Origin of the sequence: Methanonatronarchaeum thermophilum (genome assembly GCF_002153915.1) — an archaeon.
Lineage (GTDB): Archaea > Halobacteriota > Methanonatronarchaeia > Methanonatronarchaeales > Methanonatronarchaeaceae > Methanonatronarchaeum > Methanonatronarchaeum thermophilum.
In genome coordinates, this window is sequence record NZ_MRZU01000002.1 from 158,567 (window position 1) to 167,500 (window position 8,934).

General features: G+C 40.6%; 6 protein-coding genes (1 of these 6 running past the window's edge). 3 read left to right on the forward strand and 3 right to left on the reverse strand.

Annotated features, from left to right (window positions below):
- The first annotated feature begins 7 nt into the window (after nucleotides 1–7).
- From AMET1_RS00850 to AMET1_RS00860, 3 genes are all read left to right on the forward strand, one after another.
- On the forward strand, nucleotides 8–1,093 hold the full coding sequence (locus AMET1_RS00850; protein ID WP_086636594.1) for an ABC transporter substrate-binding protein: 1,086 nt from the start codon (nucleotides 8–10) through the stop codon (nucleotides 1,091–1,093).
- A gap of 154 nt (nucleotides 1,094–1,247) precedes the next feature.
- Entirely contained in the window at nucleotides 1,248–2,087 is an 840-nt protein-coding gene (locus tag AMET1_RS00855; protein WP_086636595.1) for an ABC transporter permease, read from the forward strand.
- Nucleotides 2,078–2,863 (forward strand): ABC transporter ATP-binding protein, encoded by a 786-nt coding sequence (locus AMET1_RS00860; RefSeq protein WP_086636596.1) that lies wholly within the window; start codon nucleotides 2,078–2,080, stop codon nucleotides 2,861–2,863. The genes AMET1_RS00855 and AMET1_RS00860 overlap by 10 nt, the downstream gene beginning before the upstream one ends.
- A 120-nt stretch (nucleotides 2,864–2,983) precedes the next feature.
- On the opposite strand, the gene AMET1_RS00865 is transcribed toward AMET1_RS00860, so the two are convergent.
- The 3 genes from AMET1_RS00865 to AMET1_RS00875 all read right to left on the reverse strand — a co-directional run.
- Entirely contained in the window at nucleotides 2,984–3,562 is a 579-nt protein-coding gene (locus AMET1_RS00865) for a DUF2284 domain-containing protein (protein WP_143406783.1), read from the reverse strand.
- A gap of 232 nt (nucleotides 3,563–3,794) precedes the next feature.
- On the reverse strand, nucleotides 3,795–5,453 hold the full coding sequence (locus AMET1_RS00870; protein WP_086636598.1) for a methylamine methyltransferase corrinoid protein reductive activase: 1,659 nt from the start codon (nucleotides 5,451–5,453) through the stop codon (nucleotides 3,795–3,797).
- A gap of 261 nt (nucleotides 5,454–5,714) precedes the next feature.
- A protein-coding gene (locus AMET1_RS00875) for a hypothetical protein (protein WP_143406784.1) crosses the window boundary here: on the reverse strand, nucleotides 5,715–8,934 show its 3' portion. It continues 1,169 nt past the right edge of the window; the window shows 3,220 of its 4,389 coding nt (coding positions 1,170–4,389); its start codon lies off the right edge, out of view — the gene reads right to left on this strand; its stop codon occupies nucleotides 5,715–5,717.

Below are 8,934 nucleotides of genomic sequence, written 5' to 3' on the forward strand. Positions count from 1 at the left end.
TTATTATATGAAGTATTACATCAAAACCCTAACAACAACCACACTACTGATAACAATAATACTACTAATACACACAACCGGCTGCATAACAACCACAGACATAAACGTCGTGGACAGAGACGGACAATCAATGATCGACGAACTCAAAGCAGGAAGCATACACGGATTCATCGGTTGGGAACCATACAACTCACAAGCAGTACACGAAGGCCACGGCAAAATACTATTCCAATCCGGAGAAATATGGCCAAACCACCCATGCTGCATACTAGCCTACAACAACAACTGGTACACAAAAACAGGAGAAGAAACAGCAGACAACATACTCAAAAGAATGACATGGACACACATACACGCCACAAACTGGGTCAACGAAGCCAAAAACCCAACACACCAAAACCACACCACACTGATACAACAATCAAAAGACTTCACAGAAAGACAACAAGAAGTAATCCAGCTCGCACTACCCAACATAAAATACACACACCAACTCAACCAAACCGACATAACAACATTCCTACAAAAACAACTTGAACTAGAGATATACGACAAACACAAATGGAAAGCCACCAACTACCAAACCGCAGAAAACTACGCAAACAACCTAACAACCCACAAATACCTAGATTGGGCCATACAACACAAAGACAAAACACCACAACAAATCAAACAACTAACAGACAACCAAACCCACACAATAAACGTAGGCTACCTAATACAAGACCTCCACCAAATAACATACATAACAGCCCACGAACTACAGCTATACCAACAAGTCGGACTAAACGTCCAACACGCAGCAGGAACACCATACGCAAACGGCGCAGAACTAATGAGACAAGGAATATACGACAACAAAGTAGACATAGCCTACCTCGGAATAGCACCAGCAGCAACACACACAATAAACACCGACGCCAAAATAACAATAATCGCAGGCGTAAACACAGAAGGCAGCGCACTAATAACCAAGGAAAATATTAACGCAATACAAGACCTAAATAATAAAAAAGTCGCAGTACCAGGCACAGGAACAGTACAAGAATTCATACTAATACTAGCCGCCGAAAAAACAGGACTAACACTCTAAAAACACAACACAACAAAACAGAAAGCCAAATTAAAAATTGGTAAACCTTAAACCCATACCATACCATACCATACCCTATATTCTAAAAATTATCTGCGTTGGTCTGTTGTTAGCAATACTCAACATATTCTATTTGGTGTTGGGAGCCAGAAAAATGGAGATTAATAAAATAAAAACAACAATACTACAACAAACAAAAAAATTTAGGTCGCCCCTACTGAAAACACTGTCAATACTACTATTAATTCTTGTTTGGCATGTTTTAGTAACAACAGCTAGAGCAGGAATCTACGATATCCCTGGCTTTGGAATATCAAGCCTCCCAACACCAATAGAAACATGGCATGGATTCATAGACTCCCTGTTCACACAACAAATAGGCCCAATAACCCGATACGGAACAATACTACACATCAGCTACAGCCTAGGCCGAGTACTAATCGCATTCATGATCGCACTAACAATAGGAATACCCCTAGGCTTAGCAATAGGATACTCACCCACAGCCAACAACATGTTCAACCCCTCCGTACACCTAATCAGAAACATACCACCAATAGCCTGGATACCAATAGCAATATTCCTAATCGGAATCGGATGGCTAAGACCCATATTCATAGTCTTCATAGGCGTAATATTCCCACTAATACTAAACACAGTATACGGAGTACAATCAGTAGACAAACGACTAATAGAAATCGCAAAAACACTAGGAGCCAGCAAACTCCAAATACTCCAAAAAGTAATAATACCAAGCGCACTACCCTCCATCGTAAACGGAATGAAAATAGGCATCGGAATCGGATGGATGACAATAGTCGCAGCAGAAATGCTAATAGAATCAAGAATAGGCATCGGATACTTCATCTGGGAACGCGGAAGAATAGGACAATACCCACAAATGGTAGCAGGAATGATAATGACCGGAATAGTCGGACTAACAATCAGCAAAGCAATAGAAGAAACAAAAAACAAAGTGATAAAATGGCAATAAACCAAAACCAAAACGACATAGAAATCAAAAACCTCAACAAAACATACAACCAAAAAAAACCCATAAAAGCCCTACAAAACGTCAACCTAACAATCAAACAAGGAGAATTCACCTGCCTAGTCGGACCCAGCGGATGCGGAAAATCAACACTACTAAGAATAATAGCAGGCCTAGAACAACCAACCAAAGGAAAAACACTCATACAAGGAAAACCCATAAAAAAACCAACACCAAAAACAGGACTAGTATTCCAAGAATACACACTATTCCCATGGAGAACCGTAACACAAAACATAGAATTCGGCCTCGAAATACAAAACACACCAAAAAAACAAAGGAAAAAAATAGCCAAACAATACACCAAACTAGTCGGACTGCAAGGATTCGAAGACAACTACCCACACCAACTAAGCGGAGGAATGAAACAAAGAGTATCAATAGCAAGAACACTAGCAAACAACCCAACCGTACTACTAATGGACGAACCATTCGGAGCACTAGACGCACAAACAAGAAACCAAATGCAAAAAGAACTACTCAAAATATGGCAAAAAACAAAAAAAACCATCCTATTCGTAACACACAACGTCGACGAAGCAGTATACCTAGCAGACAAAATCACAATAATGACACAAAGACCAGGAACAATCAAAAACACAATAAAAATAAACCTACCAAGAGAAAGAGACAGAACAAGCCCACAATTCAACAACTACCGAACACAAATACTCAACCAAATCCAAACAAACACAAACCAAAAAAAACCAACAAAATAAACCAAAAAAACAACCAGCCTACCAAAAAACACAGAGAAACATACTTTTTTTGAACATCAAACCGTTTGATTCATTGAACAGATATCCATTTTCAAGTGTTATGCGCCTTCAGTTATTTTTTTAGTCTAGGAGTAGTATTGAGTAGATTGTTGTTTTGTCACTAGGGTCAAGCAGTATCTCAAGATCTATCCCGATTCTTTCTGCCGTTTGAAATGCATCGATTCCACATCCCTCAATAGTTGGACGTACTTTACCGGGATGCCTACAAACATCCTTACTACAACCAACATTATCATCTCCAGAGTTATTGTTCACTGTGCATTCATTGCAGAACCCACAAGGCAATCCCCAAAAAGCAAATGCCTTATAAAAACCATTTAAAAAAGCCTGACGCTCCACCTCCAACATCTTCTCATGAACACCCTTAATCTGCTCCTGAAAATAATGACCCTCACTAGAAGTCTCCACACCAGGATCCAAATCCCTAAAAAACAACATAACCGCCCAATCATACTCACCAACCAACGCACGAGTCTCCTCAACAGACGGAGTAAAAGGAGGACAACTAAAAAACCTACCATAAGAACTACAACCAAACCGACACCGCATCCTAACCCAATCCTCAACAACAATCAAACCAGCATCAAACACACGATAATCCCCATGCACACCATCCAAAAAACCAACATCCAACGACATAAATAACCAATACAACCTAAAAACCAATCAAACCAACCCACAAACACAAACACAACAAATTAAGATATAACAAAACAACTACCAAATCTCCTTAACTTATGAATTCAATAAAATATTCTTCCTAACTTATGAATTCAAAAAAAAATATAACCCAGAATAGTAGGGTATTAGTTTGTTGGTGTTTGTTTTAAAAAAAATAAAATAAAAAAAGGGTGGTGGTTGGTGTTTGTTTTTATTCGGGGCAGGTTGTTTCTTTGTTGAATGGTTTTAGGTCCATTTTTGTGATTTTTAGGACGTTTTGTGGGCATTCTCGTTCGCATCTTAGGCATCCGTGTCCTAGGCATTTTGCTGTTTCTAGTTCGATTGAATGGCTGGTGGGGGTTTCTTTTACTGTTATGGCTTTTTCTGGACAGCTTTTGACGCATTTTTGGCATCCGGTGCATCCTTCGAATTCTTTTTGGATTATTCCGCCGATTCGTTTTAGGATTTTTAGGCCTTTTTCTCCTATTTCTATGATGTCTCTGTCGACTTTTTCGTATATTTCTGCTTTTTTTACTTTTGTTGGTAGGCGGGAGATGTTGCTTCGTTCTAGGAAGTCGTTGTACATTTTGAATGGCATTCCTTCTTGCCAGTAGGCTAGTTCTTGGATAAAGATTTTTTCAAATGTCTTGCTTTCTGCGAACATTATGTGTTTTGCTCGTATTGAGTCGGCGATTTCTTGTAGTCGATCGATTTCTTCTGGATCCATTAACAGGTCTGTTGCTAATTTAAGGGATGTGTTACCGACCTGATGTATTTCATTAACGCTTGGTGGTACCAAACCAACGTTTTGTGCCTTCCTTGCATCTACGTATGTACCGCTTGCACCACTCATATACATGTTGTGCAGGTCTTCCTGCTCGGTATCTGTAGCTTTCAACAAGGTCATGTGGCCTGCTCTGATAGCACCAAACGCCTTACTAGCCTCCAAAAAATCTTTCTCAGTGATTGGGATTTTATCCTGGAGATAGATCTTTCCATCTGGGGTGGTGAAGTTTGGTCTCTTTATCAACCCACTCTCTAAACCACTTGATATAGCGGCTATAACACCTGTACCTGTAATACCCTTAGCCATGTCATGCATCTCCCCTCTATCCATGATTTCACCGGTTTCAGGGTCAACTATATCTCCAAGCTGTGGATTCAAATCATCATCCAACACAATTGAACGCCAAGACTTCGGATCTACATCAGATATCGCACCAGGACTCGCCAACATACCACGATAGATATGCTGACCCTCCATAGCAGGTCCAGCAGCCGCACTACCACTATAAATCTCATCATCACCAGTCTTAATAGCCATCTCAGCATTAGTACCATAATCAGTAACCAACGTAGGTTCATCACGCTCTAAAAAATCAGTCTTAACCATCATAGCAAGCGCATCAGCACCAACCTCATGCTTAATAGCAGGCGGAATATACACATCCGCATCAGTACCCAACTCCAAACCAACATCAACAGACGAAACAACCTTACCATCCCTATCAGGAGACCTAATATCACGACGCCTAATAGCACTCTCACCAGCAAAAGCAAGATCCCGAATCTCAATATCCTCAAAAATAGACAACTGAATCGGATTACCACAAACAGCAACCCGATTTACATCACGCGTATCAATATCCAACAAACCAACCAACTTATTAACAGTACCAATAATCAGGTTATGAGCACAATCACCACCACGCTCAATACTAAAAGAAAGATGATCCATAACATTCGCACCAGGAATCGGATGATTCATAGTAATAGCCGTAGAAACCACCTTAGACCTACCAAGATCAACAGCCTGCGCCCTAACACCACTAGTCCCAATATCAACACTAATACCAAAATCACTACTCATAAAAAAACACCACCAAAACAAACATAAAACATACACAAAGATAAACCCAACCCCCCCAACACAAAAAACCCAACATCAATTAAAAATCAAAAGAAAAACAAAAAAATCTCTCGAACAAAAACCCAAAAAAATTCAAAAAAAATAATCTAAAAGTTTCAAAATATTTTTTTTAAAATTATCTAAATTATAGAGTTATCAATAAAAATTAGAATTAAAAAAAATAATAAAAGGGTTGAGAGTTGGGCTAATGCCCAGTCTCAATTAGCTTTGTTGTTTGTTCTTTCTGTAGAGTATTGCTGCAAGTGCTCCGAGCATTGCGATTAATGCGATTAGTGCTGTGAATCCTGGTACTTCAGCGATCTCTATTTCAACTTCACCGTCTTCATAGGTTATGTCTTCTTTTGCATCGTAGTCTATTTCGTCATCTTTCTCTGCTATCACTGTGTATGTTCCTGCATCTTCGAATGTTAGTGTTGCGTATCCATCTTCATCGGTAGTTGCTTCTTCTTCATCGTTGAATGCGATGGTTGCGTCTTCTACAGCTTCATCGTCGGCTGTCACTCTGAACTCGATGTCTTCTCCTTCAACCCAATCGTCTTCATCTGTCACTATCTCGAGTTCAAGTTCTTTGGTTACATCCTCAAGTTCGTAAGAATCGAGGTGTCCTACTTCGTCGTTATCCATTATTGTTGTTTTGTCGTCGTCTTTGTCTCCGACGTAGATGTCGGCTATTTCGTCACCTAAGGCGTTTGGTGTGACTGCTATCTTCACCGTCTGAGCGTCATGTTGGTCGCTCCAGCTGGTTCCAGCGTCAACTGTACCGGCTTCAATTGCTCCGTCAATGACAACACGTAGGTTGTCAAGTGGTGCATCCCGGTCGTCAGCTGGCCCGACAAAGAATCTTATTTCATTCCGTTCATCGTAGAGGACATCTAGGTGTGATTTGTCATCAACTATTGTTGATGTTACGCCTGTCCGCTCCTCAACCATCTCTATCTCTGGTTGTTCAGCAACCAAGCTTGGATCTTCTATTGTTGCGTTTAGATCTCTGTCTACGTCTTCACCTGCGATTTGCCACATGACTTCTACTGTTTCGTTTGGTTCGAATGTGAATTCAGCCATTCCACTCTCGTTCAATTCAAGCTTGTTGTCATTATCCATTGTGTCTGTGTCTAAGTGTGCGTCATCTAGTTGTTCTTTGGTTTCGTTTATTAGCCAGATTGTTCCGTCTTCGATTGGTTCGCCGTGTATGTCTTCTGCCCATATGGTTATGTTGTAGAATTTGTCGAAGTCTGCTGTTGCTGTGAATTCGTCTTCATCTGTGAAGGTGTTGTATGTTTCGTTGTCTTTGTCAAATGCTTCTATTTCATAGGTGATTGTTGGGAGTATTGCGTCAAAGGTTCCTGTTCCACCAACTTGATCCTTGTATTCTACAGTGACTTCTAGTTCAGCTGACTCATTGAAGATGAGTTCTCTGTCAGGCTCGATCTGGTATTCTCCTTCATCTGCATCTATCTCATCGAATTCACCACTCTCTACTGTTATTGTTTCGTCTGTTCTGATGTCGAGTTCTATTGTGTAGTCGTCGAAGTCATCTTCTATGTCTGTTACTGGTTCACCATCCTCGGTTACTGTTATGTTGATGTACTCATGTGCCATTCCAGCTGTGAACTCGTTTGGCTCGACTTCTATTTCAAAGACTTCATCCATCTCTATGGTTATGTTCTCATAGAATGCTTCTGTGATTTGGTCGTCAGCGTCTAGTTTGTATGCGGATATGTTGAGGTCACCTGTGGTTACGTTTTCCCACCATTCATCAGTTAGTTCAAATTCGTATTCGCCTGCGTCTATGTCTTCAACCTGTCCATCGATTTCGAGGAATTCGTCCCCTTCGTCACCCCACTCCTGGGATACTGTGACTATTGCGTTGTTCTGGTTGCTGTCATCCTTGGTTATGTGTGCAAGTAGTTCTTCCGCTTCACCCCAAGTAACGCTGTCTATTTCTTCTCCATCAAGCTCAACATCACCTGAAAGCCCTTCTACATCAAAGGTCTTGGTAACTTCTTCATCATCACCGGTTATGTTTGCAATTATGGTTATTTCAACTTCACCAGCTTCAGTAGGTGTGAATGAAACATTCAACTCATCTGAATCTGCGACATCTAGTTCTGGTAGTGTGTCTTCACCGGCTTCGTATACTTCGTCTACTCCTGCACCTTCAATCTTTATCTCTGTAACATTATCCTCATCGAATGGTAGGGCATCTCCATCTTCATCTTTCACTGTGAATACGTAAAAGTATTCATTAGCTTCGTAATAAAGTCCATCGTCACTTGCATTGAGTATTCCTTCATCAGCATCTTCAAGCTTATCTGCTTCATCAGATGTTGGCAACACTGTTATCGGAGTGTCCTCATCAAGCTCATCATCCACGTCATCGCTCCAGAAGAACTTATCATCAACAATCTGCAGATTCTCAGGCTCATCCACCTCAAACGTAGTCACTCCATGCAGATCAATATGACCTTCACTAACATTAGCTGTTGAAAAGTTGTGTTCTCCGTCATAGATTGTTTCTACGTATGCTGTTATGTCGAGTGTACCGGAATCAGCAAATTCTGTTTCAACCGTTAGTTCAGGATCATCAGTTGGTCCTTCATGTACTGTTGGTCCTTCATGTACTATTACTAGTTTTTCGTATACTTTTTCATCGTCATCTAGTTCTGAATAGATTCCAATATCTTCAACAATATTATCATCTGTTTCATTTACTACTGTCCAATCTTCGGTTATTATTTCTGTGTCGCTGACGTTCATGTCTACGCCTTCAAGAACGTATATTACACCCGATTCTTCGTCAAGGTCGGTCCAGTCGTCTGTTATGTCTTCGAAGTTGGTTATGTTGAGTTCAAGTTCTGCTGTCTCTATTGCTTCCACTGCGCTTGTTGGGTCAACGTCTGCTTCTAGCCAGTCTTCTGCGGTTTCAACATTGAAGTTCAGTTGGGTCTCATTTTCTTTGTCAGGTGTTTGTGTTATGTCTGTTGTGTTTGCTTTCCATTGTTCTATTGTTATGTTGTAGATTGATGCGTCAACAGGGCTGAATGTACCAACCCACTCACCATCATCACCAGTATTCCTTTGATCCAACTCGGTCAGGGTTTCTTCTAACTCGTTGAAGTGGTGTATTGTTACATTGTAGTTTTCTATTGCTTCGCCGTCTGCGTCTAGTAGTGAGCCGTCCCATCTTTCAGATGCGGCTGGATCAAACTCATATTGGTCTTCAGCATCTGAAGTCAAGTCAACTGTAACACCAAATATCGTTGTACCATTTAGCTTGTAATCACCGTGACTGATGTTTACATAATAGTCACCAGCAATAACACCATCAGCTTTTGCGTCAGCAGTGAACGTTAATACATCATCTGTTGCGGAGCTTCCTTCTTCATCAACCTGCCATTCACCACCATAGGTTATTTCGTTG